This window comes from uncultured Devosia sp., assembly GCF_913055165.1.
Taxonomy (GTDB): domain Bacteria; phylum Pseudomonadota; class Alphaproteobacteria; order Rhizobiales; family Devosiaceae; genus Devosia.
In genome coordinates this window covers 16,361-37,804 of sequence record NZ_CAJXJS010000036.1, presented here as the reverse complement: position 1 = coordinate 37,804, position 21,444 = coordinate 16,361, and the positions used below count along the sequence as shown (strand labels likewise).

General features: G+C 63.2%; 22 protein-coding genes. 5 read left to right on the top strand and 17 right to left on the bottom strand.

What is annotated here, in order from left to right; translation table 11 throughout:
• From QZ564_RS12390 to htpX, 10 genes are all read right to left on the bottom strand, one after another.
• Positions 1-1,167: GGDEF domain-containing protein (locus tag QZ564_RS12390; protein WP_297110144.1), on the bottom strand; the 1,167-nt coding region annotated here is incomplete at its 3' end.
• 77 nt (positions 1,168-1,244) lie between these two features.
• The gene (locus QZ564_RS12385; protein ID WP_297110141.1) at positions 1,245-1,679 is read right to left on the bottom strand and encodes a metallopeptidase family protein; all 435 of its coding nucleotides are present in this window, start codon (positions 1,677-1,679) and stop codon (positions 1,245-1,247) included.
• Positions 1,670-3,076 (bottom strand): 3-isopropylmalate dehydratase large subunit, encoded by a 1,407-nt coding sequence (gene leuC / locus QZ564_RS12380; RefSeq protein ID WP_297110138.1) that lies wholly within the window; start codon positions 3,074-3,076, stop codon positions 1,670-1,672. The genes QZ564_RS12385 and leuC overlap by 10 nt, the downstream gene beginning before the upstream one ends.
• A 107-nt stretch (positions 3,077-3,183) precedes the next feature.
• Positions 3,184-4,545: an oligosaccharide flippase family protein gene (locus QZ564_RS12375; RefSeq protein WP_297110134.1), complete on the bottom strand. Its 1,362-nt coding sequence runs from the start codon at positions 4,543-4,545 to the stop codon at positions 3,184-3,186.
• A 116-nt stretch (positions 4,546-4,661) separates the two neighbouring features.
• The gene (locus QZ564_RS12370) at positions 4,662-5,705 is read right to left on the bottom strand and encodes an endonuclease/exonuclease/phosphatase family protein (protein ID WP_297110129.1); all 1,044 of its coding nucleotides are present in this window, start codon (positions 5,703-5,705) and stop codon (positions 4,662-4,664) included.
• Complete coding sequence (locus tag QZ564_RS12365; protein ID WP_297110127.1) at positions 5,702-6,757, bottom strand: hypothetical protein; 1,056 nt, start codon at positions 6,755-6,757, stop codon at positions 5,702-5,704. Before QZ564_RS12365 ends, QZ564_RS12370 begins: the two co-directional genes overlap by 4 nt.
• A gap of 60 nt (positions 6,758-6,817) precedes the next feature.
• On the bottom strand, positions 6,818-8,401 hold the full coding sequence (purH, locus tag QZ564_RS12360; RefSeq protein ID WP_297110124.1) for a bifunctional phosphoribosylaminoimidazolecarboxamide formyltransferase/IMP cyclohydrolase: 1,584 nt from the start codon (positions 8,399-8,401) through the stop codon (positions 6,818-6,820).
• Between the two features lie 107 nt (positions 8,402-8,508).
• Positions 8,509-10,119, bottom strand: a complete 1,611-nt coding sequence (locus QZ564_RS12355; RefSeq protein WP_297110120.1) for a heparinase II/III family protein — start codon at positions 10,117-10,119, stop codon at positions 8,509-8,511.
• 112 nt (positions 10,120-10,231) lie between these two features.
• Positions 10,232-11,533: an RsmB/NOP family class I SAM-dependent RNA methyltransferase gene (locus tag QZ564_RS12350; protein ID WP_297110118.1), complete on the bottom strand. Its 1,302-nt coding sequence runs from the start codon at positions 11,531-11,533 to the stop codon at positions 10,232-10,234.
• Between the two features lie 40 nt (positions 11,534-11,573).
• Positions 11,574-12,557, bottom strand: coding sequence for a zinc metalloprotease HtpX (htpX, locus tag QZ564_RS12345; RefSeq protein ID WP_297110115.1), 984 nt, complete (start codon positions 12,555-12,557; stop codon positions 11,574-11,576).
• A gap of 94 nt (positions 12,558-12,651) precedes the next feature.
• Between htpX and QZ564_RS12340 the strand changes: the two genes are divergently transcribed.
• The gene (locus QZ564_RS12340; RefSeq protein WP_297110112.1) at positions 12,652-12,870 is read left to right on the top strand and encodes a DUF1674 domain-containing protein; all 219 of its coding nucleotides are present in this window, start codon (positions 12,652-12,654) and stop codon (positions 12,868-12,870) included.
• A 72-nt stretch (positions 12,871-12,942) separates the two neighbouring features.
• Here the strand turns inward: QZ564_RS12340 and QZ564_RS12335 are convergent, their stop codons facing one another.
• The 6 genes from QZ564_RS12335 to ccmA all read right to left on the bottom strand — a co-directional run bounded on the left by QZ564_RS12335 (position 12,943) and on the right by ccmA (position 15,894).
• A complete protein-coding gene (locus QZ564_RS12335) occupies positions 12,943-13,089 on the bottom strand; it encodes a hypothetical protein (protein WP_297110109.1) in 147 nt (48 codons plus the stop codon).
• Between the two features lie 69 nt (positions 13,090-13,158).
• On the bottom strand, positions 13,159-13,692 hold the full coding sequence (locus QZ564_RS12330; RefSeq protein WP_297110107.1) for a DsbE family thiol:disulfide interchange protein: 534 nt from the start codon (positions 13,690-13,692) through the stop codon (positions 13,159-13,161).
• Entirely contained in the window at positions 13,692-13,838 is a 147-nt protein-coding gene (gene ccmD / locus QZ564_RS12325) for a heme exporter protein CcmD (protein WP_297110104.1), read from the bottom strand. Before ccmD ends, QZ564_RS12330 begins: the two co-directional genes overlap by 1 nt.
• Positions 13,835-14,596, bottom strand: a complete 762-nt coding sequence (locus QZ564_RS12320; protein WP_297110101.1) for a heme ABC transporter permease — start codon at positions 14,594-14,596, stop codon at positions 13,835-13,837. Before QZ564_RS12320 ends, ccmD begins: the two co-directional genes overlap by 4 nt.
• A gap of 9 nt (positions 14,597-14,605) precedes the next feature.
• On the bottom strand, positions 14,606-15,271 hold the full coding sequence (gene ccmB / locus QZ564_RS12315; protein WP_297110098.1) for a heme exporter protein CcmB: 666 nt from the start codon (positions 15,269-15,271) through the stop codon (positions 14,606-14,608).
• Entirely contained in the window at positions 15,268-15,894 is a 627-nt protein-coding gene (ccmA, locus tag QZ564_RS12310; RefSeq protein ID WP_297110095.1) for a heme ABC exporter ATP-binding protein CcmA, read from the bottom strand. The genes ccmB and ccmA overlap by 4 nt, the downstream gene beginning before the upstream one ends.
• 157 nt (positions 15,895-16,051) lie before the next feature.
• Here ccmA and acnA point away from each other — a divergent pair, with 157 nt between their 5' ends.
• The 4 genes from acnA (at position 16,052) to QZ564_RS12290 (ending at position 20,869) form a co-directional block, all read left to right on the top strand.
• A complete protein-coding gene (gene acnA, locus QZ564_RS12305; RefSeq protein WP_297110149.1) occupies positions 16,052-18,808 on the top strand; it encodes an aconitate hydratase AcnA in 2,757 nt (918 codons plus the stop codon).
• A gap of 158 nt (positions 18,809-18,966) precedes the next feature.
• Complete coding sequence (locus QZ564_RS12300; protein ID WP_297110092.1) at positions 18,967-19,704, top strand: DUF1223 domain-containing protein; 738 nt, start codon at positions 18,967-18,969, stop codon at positions 19,702-19,704.
• Between the two features lie 335 nt (positions 19,705-20,039).
• Positions 20,040-20,390, top strand: a complete 351-nt coding sequence (locus QZ564_RS12295) for a DUF2794 domain-containing protein (RefSeq protein ID WP_297110146.1) — start codon at positions 20,040-20,042, stop codon at positions 20,388-20,390.
• Positions 20,387-20,869, top strand: coding sequence for a GNAT family N-acetyltransferase (locus QZ564_RS12290; RefSeq protein ID WP_297110089.1), 483 nt, complete (start codon positions 20,387-20,389; stop codon positions 20,867-20,869). The genes QZ564_RS12295 and QZ564_RS12290 overlap by 4 nt, the downstream gene beginning before the upstream one ends.
• Here the strand turns inward: QZ564_RS12290 and QZ564_RS12285 are convergent.
• Positions 20,866-21,363 (bottom strand): GNAT family N-acetyltransferase, encoded by a 498-nt coding sequence (locus tag QZ564_RS12285; RefSeq protein ID WP_297110086.1) that lies wholly within the window; start codon positions 21,361-21,363, stop codon positions 20,866-20,868. The two genes, QZ564_RS12290 and QZ564_RS12285, sit on opposite strands and share 4 nt — an antisense overlap.
• Positions 21,364-21,444: the final 81 nt, after the last annotated feature.

The following is a 21,444-nucleotide window of genomic DNA, read 5'->3' as shown; positions in this document are numbered from 1 at the left end:
GGGCACACGCTGGGCGACGCCGGCGCTGACGGTGACCGGCCAATCCAACTCCCTGCCAAACTCTTCTGCGGCGAAACCGGTGCGAATGGCTTCGGCGAAGAGCCGCGCCATGTTGGTGTCGGCGCCGGCAAGGAGCACGGCGAATTCCTCGCCGCCAATGCGTCCGGCCACACTGCGCAGCAGCGTCATTTCGCCCACGATCCGGCCCAGCCGGGCAATGACCTTGTCGCCCATGGCGTGTCCGCAGGTGTCGTTGATCTTCTTGAAATGGTCGACGTCGAAGAGCACGACGCAAAGCGCCTGATCCACCGAGGTCGACAGCAGCGCCTTGGCACGCTCGTCGAAGGTGGCACGGTTCAACAGGCTGGTCATGGCATCGGTGGTTGAACGTTCATGCATCTGTCTGATGTTGGCCAGAACATCGCGCAACACAAGCACTGCGGCCAAGACCAATAGCGCTCCAATGGTCAAGAGCGCGATCGTCAGCGACTGTTCGATCGGTGGCTTGACACCTGGCGGCGGCCGAAACCCCAAAAGGCTCTCGGGTCCGGGCCCATTTCCCGGCCCCGGGCGCGGGCCCATGGGCAGGGGCTGTGGCGGCACGCCATCCGGGGCCAGGGTGCCACGCAGGGCGGGCGGTCGGACCGATCCCATGCGAATCAGGTCGTTGGTGAACCAGAGTGCGCGGATGGTGATCACGGCGATGCCGGCCGAGAGCGCCACGCCATAGCCCCAGGCGCCTGCGCGCAGCACGGGAACAATCGACCAGGCCATGAAGACCACGGTCGGCGCAGGACCCAGCAGAAACCACAAATGCGGTGGCGCCTTGGTCACGATCAGGGCTGAGGCGATGCCAATATAGAGAACGGCACAGGCGAGCATGCGCGGCAGCGGACTGGTCCGCATCGCGCCTTCCTTGTGAAGCCCGAAGGCAATCACGCAGGCAGCGGCATAGAAACAAGCCCAGCTCAGGGTTTTGATCCAGTGCGAAGGCCCGTCAAATCGCAGGGTAACTGTGGCCATGGCGATGGCCAGCAGCAGGAAGCTTGCTGCCCACCAGCGAAAGGCCGTGAGCTTGTGATTGACGCCATAGGCGGCCACCAGGCCTGCGGCCAGCAAGAGGGCTACCACCGATCCGGCCATGGAAAACACGTCGAATTGCGCCAAGGCGTCCACCCCTTTCCCGAAAGGCACAATAGAGACAGGGTGTTAACGCAAGCTTTGGTGCCAGCGTCCGGGGGACATTATTGCGGATCCCGGTCGGCTGCCGCTTCGATGGCTTCCATGTCCTCGTCGGAAAAGCCAAAATGATGACCCAGTTCGTGGATCAGCACGTGGGTGACGATCTCGCCCAGCGTATTGTCGTCATGTTCGGCCCAATAGTCGAGAATGGCCCGGCGATAGAGATAGACGGTGTTGGGCAATTGGCCGGTCTGGGGCACAGCGCCATCCTCGGTCATGCCGATACCGGAAAAGAGGCCCATTAATTCGAATGGGCTTTCCATGCCGAAGCCTTCGAGCACGTCGTCCTCGGCAAACTCGGCCACCGAACAGGTCACGTCAGCCGCCAGGGACGCAAAAGGCTCCGGCAAGTCGCGGAGCGCCGCGCTGGCCAGAGCCTCGATATCGTCCAGGGTCGGGGCATGGAGCCCCGACCAGTTGGTCTTTTCTAGCGCCACGCGCGGATATCGACGAAGTGACCGGCAATGGCGGCTGCGGCGGCCATGGCGGGGGAAACCAGATGGGTGCGCCCCTTGAAGCCCTGGCGGCCCTCGAAATTGCGATTGCTGGTCGAGGCACAGCGCTCGCCGGGGGCCAGCTTGTCCGGGTTCATGGCCAGGCACATCGAGCAGCCCGGTTCGCGCCATTCGAAGCCGGCATTCTTGAAAATGACGTCGAGTCCTTCAGCTTCGGCCTGGGCTTTGACCAGACCCGAACCGGGCACGACCATGGCGTTGACATGGTCAGCGACCTTGCGGTCCTTGATGACCGCGGCTGCGGCGCGCAAGTCCTCGATGCGGCCATTGGTGCACGAGCCGATGAACACGCGGTCGAGCTTGATGTCGGTGATCGGCGTGCCGGGCTTCAGGCCCATATAGTCCAGGGCCCGCCATTTGGAGGCGCGCTTGTTCTCATCGGCAATGTCGTCCGGGTTGGGCACGGCGCCCTGTACCGAGATGACGTCCTCGGGCGAGGAGCCCCAGGAGACGATGGGCGGCAGGTTGGCGGCGTCGAGCACCACGACCTTGTCATAATGGGCACCCTCGTCGGTGTGCAGGGTCTTCCAATAGTCCAGCGCCATGTCCCAGGCCTTGCCCTTGGGCGCGCGCGGGCGGTCTTTCACATAGGCAAAGGTCTTTTCGTCCGGCGCGATGAGGCCCGCGCGGGCGCCGCCCTCAATGGTCATGTTGCAGACCGTCATACGGCCTTCCATGGAGAGCGAGCGGATGGCTTCGCCGGCAAACTCGATCACGTGGCCGGTGCCGCCAGCCGTGCCGATCTCACCGATGATGGCGAGAATGATGTCCTTGGCGGTGACGCCTTCGGGCAGTTGCCCGTCCACGCGCACCAGCATGTTCTTGGCTTTCTGCTGGATTAGCGTCTGGGTCGCCAACACGTGCTCGACTTCCGAGGTCCCAATGCCATGGGCCAGCGCGCCGAAGGCACCATGGGTCGAGGTATGGCTGTCCCCACAGACAATGGTCATGCCGGGCAGGGTGAAGCCCTGCTCGGGCCCCACGATATGGACGATGCCCTGGCGATTGTCGAAGGGGTCGTAATATTCGATGCCGAAATGCTTGGTGTTCTCGGCCAGGGCGGCAATCTGGATGGCGCTTTCCGGATCCGGATTGGGCAGCGAGCGGTCGGTGGTGGGGACGTTGTGGTCAACCACGGCCAGGGTGCGTTCCGGATGGCGGACCTTGCGGCCATTCATGCGCAGGCCCTCGAAGGCCTGTGGTGAGGTCACTTCGTGCACCAGGTGCCGGTCGATATACAGAAGGCTGGTGCCGTCCTCGTTGTTCTGGACCAGATGGTCGTCCCAGATCTTGTCGTAGAGCGTGCGGGCCTTGGTCATATCCGTAGGGTCCGGGGCAGGAATGAAAGATTGGAGTGGTTCTAAGCCCAAGCCGGGGCAGGGGTCAAGCACAACCGTACTCTCGGGTACGGTCCGGTCGCGGCGGTTCAGGCGCGAGCGGTGTCGCTCAAATGGCGAATGGAAAAGACCCCGAGCAGGCTGGTGTCGAGACCGATGCGCAATCGGCACCAGAGGGCAATACCGAGCTGCGCCAGAATTCGGGCGCCCATGTTGACAGCGGCGACGCCCACCAGCCCCCAATATGGAATCACCAGGATCTGGACGATGAGGCCGAGCGCCATAATGGCGCCGAACACAGCCACATAGGGGCGTTCGTGGCCGGTCATCATCATCACGATCTTGGAGGGACCGGTGACTGCGTCGAACAGGAGGCCGAAGGAGAGCAGCATGAGGATGAGCCAGCCATCGGCATAGCTGGCGCCGAACAGGGAGAGGATTTCGGTGCCGAAGAGGCCAAATCCGGCAAAGATCAGGAGGGAGAAGACAAAGCCTGCCCAGGAACACAGGGCCGTGATGGCCTGAGCCTTGCGCATATTGCCGGCATGATAATGCTCGGCCACCATGGGCGCGATCACCAATTCGATCGCGAAGGTGAAGAGGGTCATTAGCCCGGCGGTGCGGAACGCGTTGAAATAGAGACCCGAACTTTCGAGGTCGAGCATCAAGCCCACCAGAATGATATCGGCGTTGAGTGCAGCCGCCTCGATCAGTGCGCCCAGCAGCAGCCAGCGGCTGAGACCGCCCCACCGGCGCCAGTGACTGGCGATGGGGGCACGGGCGCGGGAGGGCATGATGGTGTAGCCGCGGTGATTGGCAGTGAGCATTTGCAGGCCGAGAATGCCCAGCAGCAGCGCGGCCGACAGCACCAGCGCGTCTGGGCCACTGAGTACGATGCCCAGTGCAAACAAGGCCAGCACCAGGCCTGGAAGCACCAGCCGCCAGACGATGTCACGCGGCAATAGGGCGGTCCAGAGCGAGCCCTGGGCCCGCAGGGCAGAGGAATTGTATTCGGAAAGGGCCAGCGGCAGGATCAGGAACGCCGCTGCGAAAAAGTGGTTGGCAGTCTCCTGAGGCGCGAGGAAGGGAAGATAGGCAAGGGTTGCTAGGCAAAGCAGCGCTGATACGGCCAGCCCGGCCAGGAAGGTGATGCTGGAGCCGACCGAAACAGCCGCACGCGCCGCCGCGTCATCACTCTTGCTGCGCTCTTCGGCCCAGAGCCGCATGACCGCCATGGGCTGCCCGGCCCCGGCGACGATGGCCAGCACGGTGGCCAGCGCCAGTCCGAAGGCGAAATGGCCGTATTCATCAGTGGTCTGCGTGCGCGACAGCACCACATAGGTAAGATAGGTCAGACCCGCTGTCGCGACCTTGATGCCCAGTGAACCAACCGACCGCAGAAGCCCGGTTCGGAGCAGAGCCGACAGATCGCTGGGAATGTTGAGCCGCATCGGCATGCCTCTTCCACCGCATCCAAGGCGATGCGGCGGAATGTGTTATCTCACAACGATCTCAAGAAGCTCTTACCTGCCGGGCGCTGTCTTTGTTCGACAGACCGGCACTGCGCTTAGCGCATGGTGAATGTGGCTTTGACAGGCTGGTGGTCGGAGAACTGGAATTGCAGGTCTTTCGTGTGCACCGCCTGGGTCGTCAGGTTCGGCGAAATGATGAAACCATCGATCGAGGTTACATAATTGTCGCCGGCAACATAGGGCTGATGCAGCGTCCGCACCGTGGGCGTGGACCTGTCCGTGACCAATGCCCAGCCCTCCGGCAACTTTTCTTCCGGAAAGGGATGGATCCAGAAGAGATATTTGTCGTCCGTCTGGTGGGCGATCCCAGGGTCCGACAGGACCATGTTCCAGTCACCGCCAAGAACGACATAATTGCCCTCGGCGAACTCGGCCTGGGCAAAGGCCAGCACGGCATCGATCTGCGCCTGCCGGGTATGGCCGCCATCATCGAAAGCTGAAAGATGGAGATTGGCAATGACGAGCTGGCTCGCCCTGTCGGCGACCGGAAACCGCATCACGTGGAGCGCATAGCGACGCTTGAGAAATCCCAGCATGGCGCCCGGTTCGGAGGGGAGCGGGACGATCTCGATCCCGGCTGGGTTTATCCTGGATACGCTGACCGTGCCATGATCGATGGCGAGGGGAAATGGGATGAACCGCGAAGCGGCATCAGGCCGATAAAAGCTTTGCCGATCCGCAAATGCGTTCAAGAGCTCCTGTCGCACCGGCGCCCAATAGCTGAGCGGGCTGGCGTTCGACACTTCCTGAAACAGCATGATGTCGGAATCGATATCGGGCAGGGTGGCAAGAATGCCCTGCAAATTCTCGTCCACCGCCCGGCGGGAGGGCGGCAGAAGCGCTGAACCGCCATCGGCGATGAAGTTCGAGCCGGCGCCGAGGCCGGCATAACCCAGATTCCAGGTCGCCACTGTGAAGGTCAGGGAGACCTGGGATGGCAAGGATGCCATTGGTGGCGGGCTTTGCTGTTCGGAGGCCGGAACAAGATTGGCGTTGATCAGTACTACTCCAGCAAGATAGGCGACGACGCCCCCTAAGGCGAAAAGCCAGAAGCGCTTTCTGGTCTTGAAAATCATCATTGCGTGGCGGTCTTGGGGCGCTCGGTCAATAGACTGCGCAGGAAGTATCCGGCAACCGGCGCAACCAGTATCAGCCCACCTCGGCCGGCTGTCAGGGCCAGGAGAAATCCAAATACCCCGCGTTGCTCGGCGAGTTCGGTCAGCAATTCATGGAAACGCTGTGTCACGGGCCAGGGCCCGGCATTCATGCGGCTGACATAAAGGTCCAGCTGGTCGCGCAGTCCATCGACAAAACTCACATGCAAAGTGAAGAAAACGGTGCAGCCATAAACGATGCAGACGGCCACGAGAACCATGACGACGAGGCGCAAGGCGTGAAGCGCTTCTTCGGCAAACACCTGCCGGATGCTGGTGCCATAGATGGTCGAATAGGCGAGCATGACGCATAAGAGCAGCATGAGCAGGCTATTGACCTGGTCCAGGATGTAGCCTTCTGCAACCTGCTGGGTGCCGTAAATCACCTCAAACGCGGTCTGCAGCGTCTCTGGGTCCGCCTCGGTCATGCCCGCCACATCAAGGAGCATCGCCGCCACCCGCGCTTCCACGACCTGAAAGCGGGAAAAATCGATCACGATCTGCGTGACGGTCATGGCAAAGATTGCGAGGATTAGCAGCCCAACCGCCGTACCATAGCCGACATAATAGCGGTAGCCCCGCGCCAGTGCGCGAATATGGGCCTCGGTCTTCTTGATGCCTGGCCGGAAGCGCGTCTTTTCGATCTTGCGGACGGCGATCTTGGTATAGGCCCAGATCGCCACGAAAATTGCGACGATGGCGGGAATGATCCAGGGCCAATGACTCAAAGCGAAATCGTACAGATTCGCGTCGGGCGTCAGCACCAGCAAAAGCACCAGGATTGCGGCAATCAGGCCGAGATTGGCGATTTCGCCAACCTCACCAGAACTGAGGCGCAGCGCGGGATAGTCGGGCAGGCTGCTGGCGAATTGTTTGACCCAGACCGGATCGCCCAGCCAATAGGCCAGCTTGAATGAGACTATGCCCAGCCCGCATACAATCGCGACCAGCACAATATCATAGCCGAAATTTGCCATCCTGCCCCCAAGACTGGCGCATAGTTGAGGGAAAACCGGCGATATGCGCAAGCCTTATTGTCAGTGCCGGAAGTGTCGCATGCCGGTCATGACCATGGCGATGCCGGCGGCGTCGGCGGCGGCGATGACCTCGTCGTCGCGCATCGAGCCGCCCGGCTGGATGACGGCCGTGGCCCCGGCGGCCACCAGGGCTTCCAGGCCATCGGCGAAGGGAAAGAAGGCATCCGAGGCCACAACGGACCCTTCGGTCAGTGCACCCTCGAGCCCCGCCGCCTGGGCGGCGTCGATGGACTTGCGATGGGCAACCCGCGCCGAATCCACGCGGGACATCTGCCCGGCACCGATACCGGCGGTGGCGCCGTCCTTGACATAGATGATGGCGTTGGATTTCACGTGCTTGGCCACCTTGGCCGCCAGTTTCAGGTCGGTCAGCTCCTGTTCGGTCGGCTGGCGCTTGGTCACAACGTTGAGGTCGCAATCGTCGACATTGCGGTTGTCGCGACCCTGAACCAGCAGACCGCCGGCAACGGACTTGACCATCAGGCCCTCGGCCTTGGGGTCGGCGACGCCGCCGGTCAACAGCAGGCGCAGGTTCTTCTTGGCGGCTATGATCTCCTGCGCTTCGGGGGTCGCCGAGGGGGCGACGATCACCTCGGTGAAGACCTTGACGATCTCGGTGGCCGTCTCGGCGTCGATCTCGCGATTGGTGGCAACGATGCCGCCAAAGGCCGAGACCGGATCGGTGCGCAGCGCCTTCAAATAGGCGGTCTTGAGATCACCGGCGACCGCGACGCCACAGGGATTGGCGTGCTTGATAATGGCGACGGCCGCGGTCTCGGCCGGGTCGAATTCGGATACGAGCTCGAAGGCAGCGTCGGTATCATTGATATTGTTGTACGAAAGGGTCTTGCCCTGCACCTGATTAGCAGTGGCCACGCCCGGACGGTTTTCGCCGGTCTTGTAGAAGGCGGCCCATTGATGCGGGTTTTCGCCATAGCGCATGACTTCGCTCAGGCTGCCGGCAAAGCTGCGATAGCTGACATCGGCGAAGTCGATTTCCTTGGCGAACCAGCTCGAAATGGCGCTGTCATAGGCCGCGGTCCGGGCATAGGCCTTGGCGGCGAGGCGCTGTCGCATCTCGAAGGGAATGCCGCCCGACTTGATGGCCTCGAGAATGGCCGGATAATCGACCGGGTCCACAACAACAGTGACATGGGCGTGGTTCTTGGCGGCCGAGCGGACCATGGCGGGCCCGCCAATATCGATGTTCTCGATGATCTCGTCGTAAGAGGCGCCGGAAGCGACGGTCTTTTCAAAGGGGTAGAGGTTGACGGCGACGAGGTCGATGGGCCCGATTTCGTGCTCGTCCATCGACGCCTGGTGCTGGGGGTTGTCCCTTACGGCAAGGAGGCCGCCATGCACCTTGGGATGCAATGTCTTGACGCGGCCATCCATCATTTCGGGGAAGCCGGTCAGCTCGGAAATGTCGCGCACCGGCAGGCCGGCCTCGCTGATCAGGCGATGGGTGCCGCCGGTCGAGACCAGCTCGACCCCTGCTTCGGACAGTCCCCTGGCGAACTCGGCCATGCCGGATTTGTCGAATACCGAAAGCAGTGCCCGACCGACACTTACCGTCTTGCCCATGAGAATTGTCTCGCGCTGGTGAAAAGGGAGGATTTTCGCGCGTCCGCTAGCACGAGACGGGGCAAAGGCCAATGGTTTTGGCGCGCTGCGTCAAATCCAGGACACGCCTATTGCTGTTCGAGCGTAAAGATCCAGGCGATTTCGGTGGTTTCGGTCACATTGGCTTCCAGCACCAGCTGCCGGGTGCGATGAAAGCCAAGATAGGCGGATTGGCGGACGCTGTCCTCTTCGCGGAACTGAGCGCCCTCCCAGAGAAAGCTCCAGACCACGCCATTGGGCAGCACCAGCCGGGCAATGCCCTCGCCGGTGGTGCGCCGGACCTTGATGCCGGGCGCCAGGTGAAATCGCAGGGTCAGAAGGCCTTGGGGGGTGCCGGTGGGAACAATCCGATCCTGACCCACAAGCGTGGTGCCTTCCGAGAGCAGGGTAAGGCGCCGCTCGATCTCGACCCCGAAACGTCCGGCATAGCCCGTGCTGGTCATGGTCAGCATGTGCTCGCCGGTATCCAGGCTCATGGCTGGAGCGGCCGTTCGACCGGGCCGGTGCTCGGGGCCTTCAGCGTCGATTGTGGGAGCGGAATGGGCGATAGTCTGCCGGAACAGCGCGCGGCTATCGGGCATGTCGGAGGGGGCTGGTCCGCAGCTGCCCACCACCAATTCGCTGCCATGGGCAAATTCGAAAGCCAGGGCGCTGTCATGGGCCTCGCCGTCGAAGCCCGGAGGTGGGGACTGGCCGCTATCGCCGATAATGACGGTCTGGCCGGCCCGGACGATGCCGTAGCCGCCGATCAGCCGCGAGCGGCGCGAGGCAGAGGGGCCATTGGCCTGCACGGCAACCAGCACGTCATGCGGCACCTGTCCGCAGCCATTGAAATAGACCGGTTCGCCGCTCGAAAGTGTCAGCGCATCGAGCGCTTCATGCATGCGGTCGATACGGTTGGTCAATTCGGCCATGGCCGGACTGCCATGACGGCCGATAGCGCGGCGCAAGCTGGCCAGTTCCACCAGCAGCGCCAATTGCTGGCGCGGATTGCGCGACAAATGCAGGCCATCGCCATCGAGCTGCTGGCCCAGAAGGCTATCGAGGCGGGCCACGTGGGTGTCGATGTCCGGCACGTCCCCCAGATTGCACAGTTCTGCCCCCAATAGGCCGATGGCGGCAAACAGCGCCTCGAGGGGATCGGAAGCCAGCGGCCCGCGCACGCGCAGGCTCTGCGCCTGCGTGCCCAGGCTGCGCTGGATGGTCCGGGTCTGGTCGGCCGTGGCGCCGTCGAGCACCAGCGTCAGGTGCCGCAGCCAGTTGAGTACGCGCTGTGCCGTCAGGTTGAGGGTCCAGCTATCGGCCGCGAACTGGCCTTCGCGCCCGATCCAGTCGAGCACCAGGGTGCGGGCGAAGAGTTTTTCGCCTGGGTCGCGGCAATCGCGGAAATGCCGCAGCCAGGAGAAGCTGTGCAGATTGTTCCACCAGTCGGGATGGTCGACATCGAGCGAGAATGGGGAGGCGCCGCCGGTTTCAAAGAGCTTGGAGGCAAGCAGATAGCGCCCCGACATCATGTCGCGCACCGCTTCGCGGTCGGCGGGGCGGATTTCGGGAAGGTCACCGGCAAAGGCGTGATCGGTCTGGCCACGCCAGGTCCAGCGCAGCAGCGGCATGGTCACCACGCTATCGGCCAGGCCAAGCGCCACTCGGCGTCCGGCCGTCACCAGCCGCCCGCTCATCGGTGCCTTCTCCCCGAATCGGGAGCGAAGGCCATCGCCCTTTGCCGTATCGTTGCCACTCGTGGATAATCCTCGCCGGCCTGATTGTGCCGGGTGCCTGTTACCAAAGCCCTTAGCGTGTTCGCCGGAAGCGCGCCACGAAGAACCCGTCCATCCCCGCATTTCCGTGGCCGGGGGTCATGGCGGGATGGGTGCGCACAAGGCCTCTTTCGGTCACGGCTTGCTCCAGCCCGGCCATGTCCCTGCTGGTGATGGCCCAGAGTTCGAGCCCAGGCAAGGCGTCGAGCGCCCAGTTCACCTGGCCTTCGCCCTCGGCCTGTTCGAGCGAACATACGCAGTAGATTAGTACGCCGCCAGGTGCCAGGCAACGAAACGCATTGGCCAGCAGCGCCTGCTGCAGGCTGACGCGGCTGGCAATGTCGCGCGCGGAACGGTTCCAAAGTACTTCCGGGTGCCGGCGGAACGTGCCCGTCGCCGAGCAGGGGGCGTCGAGCAGCACACCGTCAAAGGGCGTGGCCGGGTCAAAATTGGCGGCGTCCGCCTCGATCACCTTGGGCGCATAGCCCAGCCTCGCCATGTTCTGGCGGAGCCGGTCGAGCCGGCCGGCATCGCTGTCGAGTGCGGTGACCTTGTAGCCGGCCTTGGCCAGTTGCGCTGTCTTGCCGCCCGGCGCGGCGCAAAGATCCAGCACGGAGCGGCCGGCTTCGAGTCCCAGCAGCCGCGCGGGAATGGCCGAGGCGGCATCCTGTACCCACCAGCGGCCCTCGTCATAGCCGGGCAGGGCTTCGACCGGGCGGTCACGGCTTTCGAGCCGCACGCTGTCGGCCATCAGTGGCTCGGCCCCCAGAGCCTCGATCAGTTCGAGGTCCTCATCTCGTAGTGTGAGATCGAGCGGAGCCCCTTCCACCAATGCATGAGCGAATTGGGCCACGGCCTCGGCGCCATAAGCCTGGCTCCAGCCTTCCGCCAGGGGCTGCGGCAGCAGCAGTGCGTCGTCCATCAGCCCGTAGCGGGCCGAATTGGCCTGGGCGCGGCGCAGCACGGCATTCATCAGGCCGGTCAGGTGTCGCGCCTTGTTGTCCCGCTTGAGCGCTTCCACGGCCAGGAACAGGGCGCTATGGGCGCCCAGATCAGGCAGGAAGACCAGTTGCGCCAGCGACAGGCGTAGCACAGACTCGAAGCTGCCGGAGCGAGGCGGCAACCCCTTCTCCAGCAGGTCGGCCAGCATGGCATCGATCTGGCCATGCCGGCGCAGGGCCGTGGTGATCAGCCGGTTGGCAAGGGCGCGATCCCGCCCATCGGCCAGATCGGCGGCGCCCAGGGGTGAAAAATGTTCACCGGCCAGTACAGCTTTGAGCCGCTGGGCGGCAGCAAGGCGAAGCTTCAGCCCCGCCGGTTCGGTCCGTTGCGCCAATTCGTCAACTCAGTTTCGGCAGTCGCCGGGTGGCGATGCGCTATCCCCAGGGTCCGCGGGATCTGCCCTCACTCTCGGAGCGCCCGGCGGTTGGCACGCGCCAGCCTCCACCGGTATTGCGGCGCGGCGAAGCGGCACGCGGGCGGGGCTGGGGCCTAGCGTCCTTATGATCCACGACACCTTCGGCGGCAAGCCTTTGCAGTGCAACAATGCGGTTGCCGGTATCCGGATGGGTGGAGAAGAGATTGTCCATGCGCGCGCCGCTTAGCGGATTGACGATATACATGTGGGCCATGGCCGGATTGCGCTCGGCGGCGACATTGACCTGGCGTCCGGCCAGGGTGGCGATCTTGTGCAGCGCCGATGCCAGGGCCAGCGGATCGCCGGAGATCTCGGCGCCGTGCCTGTCCGCTTCATATTCGCGCGTGCGGCTGACCGCCATCTGTACCAGCATGGCCGCGAGCGGAGCGAGGAAGACCATCAGGATAGCGCCAATGCCGCCCAGCGGATTGTCGCGATTATTGCCACCACCGAAGAACAGGCCGAACTGGGCCAGGGCCGATATGGCACCAGCCAGGGTCGCGGTAATGGTCATGGTCAGCGTGTCGCGGTTCTTGATATGGGCCAGTTCATGGGCAACCACGCCGGCGACTTCGCGCGTGTCGAGCTGGCGCAGCAGGCCGGACGACACGGCGACCGCCGCATTGTTCGGGTCGCGGCCAGTGGCAAAGGCATTGGGCTGGTCGGTTTCGATCACATAGACAGCAGGGGTCGGGATGCCGGCCCGTTTTGAGAGCACATCGACCATGTCATAGAGTTCGGGAGCGCGGCTGCGTTCCACCGGAACGGCGTTCTGCATGCGCAATACCAGCTTGTCCGAATTCCAGAAGGCGAACAGGTTCGTCACCGCGGCAAAGGCCAGGGCGATGAACATGCCCGCGGTGCCGCCGATGAAATAACCGACCACCATGAACAGCGCCGTCATTGCCGCCAACAGGGCAAAGGTGCGCAGCGTATTGAACATGTCTCGAACCCCTTGGGTTGGATTTGCTGAGCAACTATGTTGTGTGTCGGGCGGTTCCGCGCAAGCAGGGTGACCGATTTGTCATGAAAGGCCGATGATGGACGAAAAGGCGGATAGTTCAGAAACCGGTGGCGCAGCCGAACCCAGGCCGCTGAGCCCGGCAGCGCAGCGCGCCTTGGCGGAGGCCGAAGCCCGGCGGCAGGAGATCGACGCAGCCACGGCCATGGCCCCCAAGGAAAAGGGCGGCCGCGGCGGCTTGGAGCCGGTGCGCTATGGCGATTGGGAGATCAAGGGTCTCACCAGCGACTTTTGAAACTTGGCCGGCTTGTGCCCGTGCTGTCGCTGGCACCGGTTTTACGGTGCGCGGGCCAGTCTGCGGCTGTCGTCAGCCTGGGAAGAAGTCGGTGATGTTGTAGCCCGCGGCGGAGACCGCAAAGGTTGTCGCGACAGTCACAATGGCGGCGACCAGCACATATTCGATGCGGGTGATCAGCGGCTGATTGCGAATATGGGTGAGGACGCGACGCAACATATAGTCTCTTCCGGTAAGCGAAGACGGCTCAAACATGCCGCGGACAAGATGAATGGAAGCTGAACGCGGTCAGCTTCGCGCTTTTTCCAGTGCCGGAAGCAGCTCGGTGGCGATGGCTTCGGGCGTCAGCGGACCGACATGCTTGTAGGTGATGATGCCGTTTTCGTCCACAAGGAAGGTCTCGGGCACCCCATAAACACCCCAGTCGATAGAAACGCGGCGGTCGCGGTCGGCGCCTACAGCATCGTAGGGATTGCCCAGTTCGGCCAGGAACGCCCGGGCATTTTCCGGCGCGTCGGAATGATTTATCCCGAATAGCCGCACTCCGGTCTCTGCCTTGAGCGCTTCGAGCAGGGGGTGTTCGTCGCGGCAGGGAATACACCAGCTGGCAAAGACATTGACCACCGTCACCGTCCCCTTGAGCCCACCAGCGTCAAAGCCGGGCCGATCCAGCCCCTCGACAGGCGGCAGGGCAAAGTCGGGGACCGGCTTGTCGATCAACACCGAGCGGACCAGGTCCGCATCGCGGTCGATCGAGAAGGCAAAGACCGAGACCAGGGCCACAAGCAGGATCAGGGGCAGGGCGAACAGGACGTAACGCATCAGCCGCGCTTGTCCCCGAGTGCTTCCAGCCGCGCCCTGACCCGGCGGCCATCGGCGACGATCCAGCCGATCAGAACGACGAGGCCGATGAACACGCCCGCATAGGCGGCGATGATGAAAGTGGCGTGCTCGCCCAGGCCGATCATGCGGTTTCTCCCCTGGCAGCGCGGCGCTCCAGCGTCACCAGCCGCCGGCGCCGGATTTCGGTGTGCATGGCCACCAGCTGCAGGGTGGCAAAAAGCAGGGTGAAGGCAAAGAACATGATGAAGAGCGGGGTCAGCAGCGAGGCGGGCATGGTGGGTCCGTCGGCGCGGAAAACGCTGGCCGGCTGGTGCAGCGTTGACCACCAGTCCACCGAGAACTTGATGATCGGCACGTTGACGGCCCCCACCAGGGTGAAGACGGCAACGACGCGGGCGGCGCGCAATTGATCGTCGAAAGCCCGCCATAGGGCAATGATCCCGAGATAGATGAAGAGCAGGATGAGGGTGGACGTCATGCGCCCGTCCCATTCCCAGAAGGTGCCCCAGGTGGGGCGGCCCCACATGGACCCGGTAAAGAGCGCCATTGCGGTAAAGGCGGCGCCCAGCGGCGCCGCGGCCTTCATGGACACATCGGCCAGGGGATGGCGCCAGACCAGCGTCCCCAAAGCGGAAACAGCCATGGCCGCATAGACGAACTGGCTCAGCCAGGCGGTGGGCACATGCACATACATGATGCGCACCGTATCGCCCATCTGGTAGTCGGCGGGGGAGTTGAAGAAGGCGAACCATAGTCCGAGCCCCATCAGAACGGCCGTTATGGCGGCCAGCGGCCAAATCAACGGCCGGGTCCAGCTCATGAACTGGCCGGGATGGGCCAGCCGGTTCCACCAGCTCATTTTGGGGATGTCGTCTGTGCTCATGGGCGCGCTCTACTCTTCTGTCCAGTCTATCGCAAGCGCGGCGGCAAAGGGAGAGAGGGCGACGGCCATGAGACTGAGTGCCGCAAGCAGGAGCATGGCGCTTGTTGCCTGGCCGGGTCCGCCCAGGGTGGATATGGCGCCGACGCCGAAGATGAGGACCGGCACGCACAGGGGTGCGATCAGGATGGGGGCAAGCAGACCGCCGCGGCGCACCGCCACGGTTATAGCGGCGCCCAGGGCGCCAAAGGCGGCCAGGGCCGGGGTGCCGACCAGCAGCGAAATCAAGGTGCGCAGGAAGGCGGGGCCGTCCATGGCCAGGATCATGGCGAGGAAAGGTGACGCCAGGATCAGCGGCAGTGCTGCGGTCAGCCAATGCGCGATGACCTTTGCGGCCACCACGCCGGCCAAGGGCATGTCGGCCAGCCGATAGAGCGCCAGCGTGCCGTCATCGCGATCTGGGCGAAACAGGCGGTCAAGGCCCAGCAGCATGGCCAGGAAGGCGGCGATCCAGATGATCCCCGGCGCGATGCGCGCCAGCAGGACCTGGTCCGGGCCGACGGCGAAGGGGACAATGGCGCCCACGATGATGAAGAACAGGACCAGGGTCATGATCTCGCCACCCCCGGCCAGCGCCAGGCGCAATTCGCGCTTGAGCACGCCCAGAAATCCGGTCATGGGGCGCCTCCCAGGGTGAACGTGCTCAATTGCGGCAGGATGATCTCGTCATGAGTGGCAATCACCGCCAGCCCGCCTGTCGCGAAGTGCTCGGCGAGCAGGTCGATCAGCAGGGATTGCCCGGCGGCGTCGAGGGCGGCGCTGGGCTCGTCGAGGAGCCAGACCGGCCTGGGAGAGACAAGCAGGCGCGCCAGTACCAGGCGGCGCTGCTGCCCGGCCGAGAGATAGTTGGCATCGAGCTGGGCCGCCCGCAGGAGGCCGACGCGTTCCAGTGCGGCTTCCGGGGCGAGGCCGCCGCCCCCATTGATCTCGCACCAGAAGCGCAGGGTCTGCAGGACGCTGAGGCGCGCCCGCACCGCGTTCTTGTGCCCGCAATGATGGACGAGGGGGCCGGAGTCTGGGTCAGCACCGCTAATGTGCACCGTGCCGGCGAGCGGATGCAGCAATCCGGCCAGCGTCAGCAGCAAAGTGGATTTGCCCGCGCCATTGGGGCCGCGCAGCAACAGGCCGGCGCCACCGGCCACGTCCAGATGCAAATCCTGGACAAGAGCGACATCACCGCGACCACAGGCAAGATCCTGTGTCTGAAGGTGTATCGGGTGCTGGACTTGCCTTTGCGTCATGGCCCCATCTCGTATTGGACCCATGGTCGTACTGGCAAGGGCTTGGTTGATTGACTATAAGCCCAAAGAGATTGGAGTCATTCCAGAAAAGCGCGGATTTTCCCTCGGCCCCATGCCCCGGACGATCCCAGGCGCAAAGCAGCAAGAAGGGCGGAGCATCGTGACGCAGATAGACAGCTTCAAATCCAAGTCGACGCTGACCGTAGGCGGCAAGACCTACACCTATTATTCCATTCTCGAGGCGGAAAAAAACGGCCTCAAGGGCGTGTCCCAGCTGCCCGGCTCGATGAAGGTGGTGCTGGAAAACCTGCTGCGCTTCGAAGACGATCGCACGGTCACCAAGGCTGATATCGAGGCCGTGGCCGCCTGGCTGGTGTCGCGCACCAGCGAGCACGAAATTTCCTATCGCCCGGCCCGCGTGCTGATGCAGGACTTCACCGGCGTTCCCGCAGTGGTGGACCTGGCCGCCATGCGCGACGCCACCGCCAAGCTTGGCGCCAATCCGCAGAAGATCAATCCGCTGGTGCCGGTGGATCTGGTCATCGACCATTCGGTGATGGTGGACAGCTTCGGCACGCCGCTGGCCTTCAGCCAGAATGTCGAGCTCGAATATGAACGCAATGGTGAGCGCTATGAATTCCTGCGCTGGGGCCAGTCGGCCTTCGACAATTTCCGCGTGGTGCCGCCGGGCACCGGCATCTGCCACCAGGTGAACCTGGAATATCTGGCCCAGACCGTCTGGACCAAGGACGAGAACGGCGAGACGGTCGCCTATCCCGATACGCTGGTGGGCACTGATTCGCACACCACCATGGTCAATGGCATGGCGGTGCTGGGCTGGGGCGTGGGCGGCATTGAGGCCGAGGCGGCCATGCTTGGCCAGCCGATCACCATGCTGATCCCGGAAGTGGTGGGCTTCAAGCTCACTGGCAAGATCAATGAAGGCATCACCGCCACCGACCTGGTGCTGACGGTTACCGAGATGCTGCGCAAGAAGGGTGTGGTTGGCAAGTTCGTCGAGTTCTACGGTCCGGGCCTCGATTACCTGAGCCTCGAAGACCAGGCGACCATCGCCAATATGGCGCCGGAATATGGTGCCACCTGCGGCTATTTCCCGGTGGATGCCGATACGCTGAAGTTCCTGGCCACCACCGGCCGCGATGCAGATCGCGTGGCGCTGGTGGAAGCCTATTCCAAGGCTCAGGGCATGTTCCGCACCTCGGACAGCCGCGACCCGGTCTTCACCTCGACCCTTGAACTGGATCTTTCCACCGTCGTACCGTCGCTTTCTGGCCCCAAGCGCCCGCAGGACCGTGTCGCCCTCAAGGACGTCACCTCGGCTTTTGCCAAGGCCCTGCCAGAACTCTCCGGCGGCCGCATCGAGCGCGCTTCCACGCCTGAGAGCAATGGCGAAAGCCGCTATGTCGATGAAGGCGCCACCGGCGTCGACGATATCCCCGAGGAAGCCGCCTTCCCGGTCAAGGGCGCCGATTACGGTATCAATGACGGTTCGGTGGTGATTGCAGCCATTACCTCGTGCACCAATACCTCCAATCCTTCGGTTCTGGTGGCGGCGGGTCTCGTGGCCCGCAAGGCCCGGGCGCTGGGTCTCAATTCCAAGCCCTGGGTCAAGACCTCGCTGGCGCCCGGATCGCAGGTGGTGACCGATTACCTCACTGCCGCCGGCCTGCAGGACGATCTCGACGCCATCGGCTTCAACCTGGTCGGCTATGGCTGCACCACTTGTATCGGCAATTCGGGCCCCCTGCCGCAGGCTATTTCCGAATGCATCAACGAGAACAAGCTGGTCGCCGCCTCGGTCTTGTCAGGTAACCGCAATTTCGAAGGGCGCGTGAACCCGGATGTGCGGGCCAACTATCTGGCCTCCCCGCCGCTGGTGGTGGCCTATGCGCTGCTGGGCACGCTCAACATTGATATCACCACCCAGCCCCTCGGCACGGGCAAGGATGGCAAGCCGGTCTATCTCAAGGATATCTGGCCCACCAATCACGAGGTGGCCGAGATCGTCCGCCAGCACGTCAATGCCGACATGTTCCGCAAGCGCTATTCGGACGTATTCAAGGGCGATCAGCACTGGCAGTCCATCGCCGTTGAAGGCGGGGAAACTTATGGCTGGAATTCTTCCTCCACCTATGTGCAGAACCCGCCCTACTTCCAGGACCTGACCACGGAGCCCAAGCCGGTGACCGACGTGGTCTCGGCCCGGGTGCTGGCGCTGTTCCTCGATTCCATCACCACCGACCACATCTCCCCGGCCGGGTCGTTCAAGGCCGGCACGCCGGCCGGCCAGTATCTGACCGAGCGCCAGGTGGCACCGAAGGACTTCAACTCCTATGGCGCCCGCCGCGGCAATCACGAGGTGATGATGCGCGGCACCTTCGCCAATATCCGCATCAAGAACATGATGCTCGATGGGGTCGAGGGCGGCTTCACCAAGGGCCCGTCGGGCGAACAGATGCCGATCTATGATGCAGCTATGGCCTATCAGAAGCAGGGCACCCCGCTCGTCATCTTCGCCGGTAAGGAATACGGCACCGGCTCCTCGCGCGACTGGGCTGCCAAGGGCACCAATCTGCTGGGCGTCAAGGCCGTGATCGCCCAGAGCTTCGAGCGTATTCACCGCTCGAACCTGGTCGGCATGGGCGTCATTCCGCTGCAGTTCAAGGATGGCGATAGCTGGCAGAGCCTGGGCCTGGATGGCAGCGAGACGGTGGACATTGTGGGCGTCGAGAGCATCGAGCCGCGCGCCATAGTCAACGTCAAGATCACCCGCGCTAATGGCGAAGTGCTCAATGTCGAAACCCGCTGCCGCATCGATACTGCCAACGAACTCGACTACTTCAAGAATGGCGGCATCCTGCACTATGTGTTGCGGAGCCTGGTCGCGGCGTAAGACCGATCAGCAACCGAAGAAACCCTTGCAATGGCGGCCTCCGGGCCGCCATTGTCGTTTCCGGCCAAGCCGAACAGCCACTCCGGAGCCGACAAATCCCGGGTTTTCACCCCCTTTTGACTAGGCAGCGGGGCAGGGACCGGCTTACAACAGCGCCCATGTCTTTGCGCGCTTCCGCTGTATTGGTTGCTGGTGCTTTGCTGTCACTCGCGCTGGTGGGTGCCACGCAGGGTCAGTCGGCGCGCGAGAATCCCAAGGCGGTGGTGGAGCTGTTTACCAGCCAGGGTTGCTCCTCCTGCCCGCCGGCCGATGCGTTGCTGACCAGCCTCGCCGAGCGTGAGGACGTGGTGGCGCTGGCCTATCACGTGGACTATTGGGACTATATTGGCTGGGAAGATACCTTCGGGGAGAGGGGCTTTTCCGATCGGCAGCGCGGCTATGCCAAGAGTTGGGGGTCCTCGCGCATCTTCACGCCGCAAATGGTGATCAACGGTGCCGAGGGTGTTGTCGGCTCCAAGCGGGACGAGGTCCATGACGCGGTGGCCTCGGCGCAATTGCCGCTTGCCGTGTCGCTCATGGCGCATGGCCACATGCTCAAGCTCAGCGTACCGGCCGATCCGGCGCTGGAAGACGCCTCGATCTGGCTGGTGCGCTATCTCGATCGTGCCGATGTCGCCATCGAGAGCGGCGAGAATGCCGGCAAATCCATGGTCTATACCCAGGTGGTGGTGAACCGGCAGATCGTCGGTGTCTGGGAGGCCGAGGAAGGCGCAGAGATCAAGCTGCCGCTCGATCAGTTCCAGGACAGCACCAATGGCGGTGTCGCAATTCTAATTCAGCCCGAGCGCAATGGTCTGCCGGGGCCCATCCTGGGCGCGGCCGCCTATAGCTTTTGAGGCCCGGTCCGGTAGCCTCGCGCCTTTCAATATCGATAAAAACAAAATCGCCCGCTCCGGGGGCATTGGAGCGGGCGACTGACTTTGGGTCAACTCAATTAAGGGCGGCTGGCAATCGGACCTTCTGGTTTGGGGGCTCGGTCGGCCCGGCTGCCAGCCACTGGAGGCAATAGTTGAACGGTGTTGCCGCATTGGGGCGGAGTGAGGGACAAATAATGGCCGAATTGAGGTTTTTCATGACCCTTGCCAAGTCCGGCGATTGCGCCGATCATGACCGAGTGATGACAGGGCATTGAGGCGGCGTGCAGGGTCCTCCAAAGGATAATCAAGCCAATCTGGCGCTGGTGCATGTGGGTGAGCCCGCGGCCCAGCAGAACCGGCCTGTGCAACCCATTGTCGCCTTCGACCGGCGCGAGCTGATGCAAATCCTGGCCGTCTATGGCCGCAAGGTCGGCTCGGGCGAGTGGCGCGATTATGCCATGGACTTTCTCAAGGACCGGGCGCTGTTCTCCATCTATGCCCGCGTGTCCGAGCGGCCGCTCTTCGTGGTCGAGAAGAACCCCAAGCTGCGCAACAAGCAAGGCCAGTTCATGGTCACCAACCAACAGGGGCGCATCCTCAAGCGCGGCCACGACCTGGCTCAGGTGCTGCGCGTGCTCGACCCGGACCTCATGGTGGTTGGATGAGCATCGTGGTCCGTCCGGCGCGGGCGGAAGACGTGCCAGCCATGAGCCGGGTGCTGATCGCTTCCATTGCCGAGCTTTGTGCCGCCGATCATGGCGGTGATCCCGAGAAAATTGCCGATTGGACTGCCAACAAGACGCCCGAGGGCGTGGCTGAAATGCTGGGCCAGGATGGCCTTACCCTGTTCGTGGCCGAGTGGGACGGGCGCGTCGCTGCCGTGGGCGCGACCACCGCGTCCGGTGGGATCGCCCTCAATTATGTGGCGCCCGAGGGCCGATTTCGCGGCCTGAGCAAGGCGCTGCTGGCGGTGATGGAAGCCGATCTGGCCCAACACGGCTTTGCCGAGGGTCGGCTTGAAGCGACCAAGACCGCCAGGGATTTCTACCGCGCGCAAGGCTGGGTGGAAGTCGAAGGGTTGGGCTGCAATGCGGCTTGCCGGGCGATGTCCAAGGTGCTGGCACCCGGCGGGAACAAAGCCTAGAGCGCCTTTTGCAGATGCACGATGTCGTGCCAGCGATCGAACTTGAAGCCGACCGCCTTGTAGTAGCCGACGCGCTCGAAACCGAATTTCTCATGGATAGCGACGGAATTGGCCGTGTCGGCGGTGATTACCGCCAGCATCTGCTTGAAGCCAAAGGCTTTCGACTGGATCAGCAGTTCAGTCAGCATCAGCTTGCCTAGGCCGCGCCCGGTCTCTGCAGGATCGAGGTAAATCGAATCCTCGCAGGTGAAACGATAGGCGGCACGGGGGCGATAGAAGCTGGCATAGGCATAGCCGGCGACCTTGCCGGCGCGCTCGGCGATGATCAGTGGATGACCGAGCTTCTTGAGGCCGGCATATTTTTCCGCGATCGCCTCTTCGCCCGGCGCTTCGGTATCGAAGGTAATAGCAGTGTGCTCGACATAGTGCCGGTAGATCGTGGTGATCGCGGGTATGTCGGACCAGGAAAATGGGCGCAGCAGATAAGCGGACATGGCTAAGCGGGAAATGAAAAGGACCGCAGCCTTTTAAGCTGCGGTCCTGTTTGACGTCCAACCAATTTCCTTGATCCTGCG

Excerpts from the sequence above, each read along its gene's own strand:
- ccmD (WP_297110104.1), bottom strand. The coding sequence starts at position 13,838 with ATGATCGGCCTGGGCGAGCACGCCACTTTCATCATCGCCGCCTATGCG.
- htpX (WP_297110115.1), bottom strand. The coding sequence starts at position 12,557 with ATGTTCAATACGCTGCGCACCTTTGCCCTGTTGGCGGCAATGACGGCG.
- QZ564_RS12320 (WP_297110101.1), bottom strand. The coding sequence starts at position 14,596 with ATGAGCACAGACGACATCCCCAAAATGAGCTGGTGGAACCGGCTGGCC.
- ccmA (WP_297110095.1), bottom strand. The coding sequence starts at position 15,894 with ATGACGCAAAGGCAAGTCCAGCACCCGATACACCTTCAGACACAGGAT.
- QZ564_RS12365 (WP_297110127.1), bottom strand. The coding sequence starts at position 6,757 with ATGGCAAATTTCGGCTATGATATTGTGCTGGTCGCGATTGTATGCGGG.
- QZ564_RS12355 (WP_297110120.1), bottom strand. The coding sequence starts at position 10,119 with ATGAGCGGGCGGCTGGTGACGGCCGGACGCCGAGTGGCGCTTGGCCTG.
- QZ564_RS12300 (WP_297110092.1), top strand. The coding sequence starts at position 18,967 with ATGTCTTTGCGCGCTTCCGCTGTATTGGTTGCTGGTGCTTTGCTGTCA.
- leuC (WP_297110138.1), bottom strand. The coding sequence starts at position 3,076 with ATGACCAAGGCCCGCACGCTCTACGACAAGATCTGGGACGACCATCTG.
- purH (WP_297110124.1), bottom strand. The coding sequence starts at position 8,401 with ATGGGCAAGACGGTAAGTGTCGGTCGGGCACTGCTTTCGGTATTCGAC.
- QZ564_RS12335 (WP_297110109.1), bottom strand. The coding sequence starts at position 13,089 with ATGTTGCGTCGCGTCCTCACCCATATTCGCAATCAGCCGCTGATCACC.
- QZ564_RS12290 (WP_297110089.1), top strand. The coding sequence starts at position 20,387 with ATGAGCATCGTGGTCCGTCCGGCGCGGGCGGAAGACGTGCCAGCCATG.
- QZ564_RS12340 (WP_297110112.1), top strand. The coding sequence starts at position 12,652 with ATGATGGACGAAAAGGCGGATAGTTCAGAAACCGGTGGCGCAGCCGAA.
- QZ564_RS12285 (WP_297110086.1), bottom strand. The coding sequence starts at position 21,363 with ATGTCCGCTTATCTGCTGCGCCCATTTTCCTGGTCCGACATACCCGCG.
- QZ564_RS12375 (WP_297110134.1), bottom strand. The coding sequence starts at position 4,545 with ATGCGGCTCAACATTCCCAGCGATCTGTCGGCTCTGCTCCGAACCGGG.
- QZ564_RS12370 (WP_297110129.1), bottom strand. The coding sequence starts at position 5,705 with ATGATGATTTTCAAGACCAGAAAGCGCTTCTGGCTTTTCGCCTTAGGG.
- ccmB (WP_297110098.1), bottom strand. The coding sequence starts at position 15,271 with ATGACCGGATTTCTGGGCGTGCTCAAGCGCGAATTGCGCCTGGCGCTG.
- QZ564_RS12330 (WP_297110107.1), bottom strand. The coding sequence starts at position 13,692 with ATGCGTTACGTCCTGTTCGCCCTGCCCCTGATCCTGCTTGTGGCCCTG.